Here is a 1,136-nt window from a genome sequence, read left to right as displayed (position 1 = left end):
TCGGTGGGGCGGCTTGTTGGCTTGGCTGCTTTTAGCTTCTCGGTACGATACGCGCGGTCTTGCTGCTCAAGAAGTTGTTGGGGTTGGTGTCGTAGTGGCCGTCGTTTTCGTATAACTTCACGAAGGGAAGTTCCTCGCCGTGGCCGAAGCTGCCTGGGCGTTTGGCGCGACCCAGCACCTCGCATGCCTTTGGCGTTGTGCCGATGTTTTGCATGTAGGCCACATCGCCCACCCGAACTTCCGATGTGGGCAGGACTACTGCGTCAAGGTATGCGCCCAGCTGTTGAGCTTTAGGCTGTGCACGGTCGATGGCATGCAGCATCTCGTCGTGGTCGTATTCGGCCTGCTCTTCGAAGTCCTCCCACGGGCAACGGCGCTCCACAATCTCCCAATTGCGGATGACGTAGTCGCCGTTGTCGGACATGGGCTCTTGCCCTCGGCTGTAAGGTGCGATGCCACATGACAGGCCCTCGGAACCCATGAAATTGCAGACGACCTGTGCCAAGCGCGCCCATCCGTAACAGTCGGTCTCTGGCGAGCGGAAACCACGCAGGCGGCAGTAATCCAAGAATGGCTCCACACTGTCACGCCCGCCCTGCCAGTGCAAATACATGCTCATGCTGAAATCCTCGGTGGTGATGATTGCTCTGTTTCCCATGGTGTAAATCCTCTCTGTGTTTGAATCGGTCCGCCGATTGCAAGCCTGCTTGCTTCGGCATGCCTGCCGCCTGGCATGGGGTTCGGCTCCCGGAGCTGTCTTCGCAAAGCGCTCAAGCGTGCCATCTCCACAAAGCCGCCCTCGAGAGCGTGGAAAACGGCGGCTTTGTGGGGATGTTGCGTGGGCTGCGCAGGGTGTCGGTTCCCATGCCATAAGCCCCGCGGCGCTTGAGCGGGGATTCATCGATACTTGGAATTTGCCGCCTGGCGGCAAGAAGAAACCCGAGAGTGCAGGGGCGCAGGTTGCGCTCCTGCCGGGGTTTGGGGCGCGCAGCCCCAAAAGGTAAGTAGGAATCAAAGATAATTCGACTTCGGACACCCTACAAGCATGTCCGAAGTCGCGGTGGGTGCAGGGTGGCGTTTCACCCTGCCGAGGGGACTCGGGGGCGAGTAGCCCCCGGAGCAAAACGCATAGGTAT

The 1,136-nt window shown here is 59.7% G+C and carries 1 protein-coding gene; it reads right to left on the bottom strand.

The features are described from left to right. Positions 1 to 31: 31 nt before the first annotated feature. Entirely contained in the window at positions 32 to 658 is a 627-nt protein-coding gene (locus RR842_RS04825) for a hypothetical protein (RefSeq protein ID WP_332729122.1), read from the bottom strand. Positions 659 to 1,136: the final 478 nt, after the last annotated feature.

This window comes from Gordonibacter sp., from assembly GCF_036667095.1.
GTDB lineage: Bacteria > Actinomycetota > Coriobacteriia > Coriobacteriales > Eggerthellaceae > Gordonibacter.
This window is presented reverse-complemented; position numbering and strand designations above follow the sequence as displayed.

Bases quoted from the DNA above. Each gene is read 5' to 3' on its own strand.
- RR842_RS04825 (WP_332729122.1), bottom strand. From the start codon at position 658: ATGGGAAACAGAGCAATCATCACCACCGAGGATTTCAGCATGAGCATG.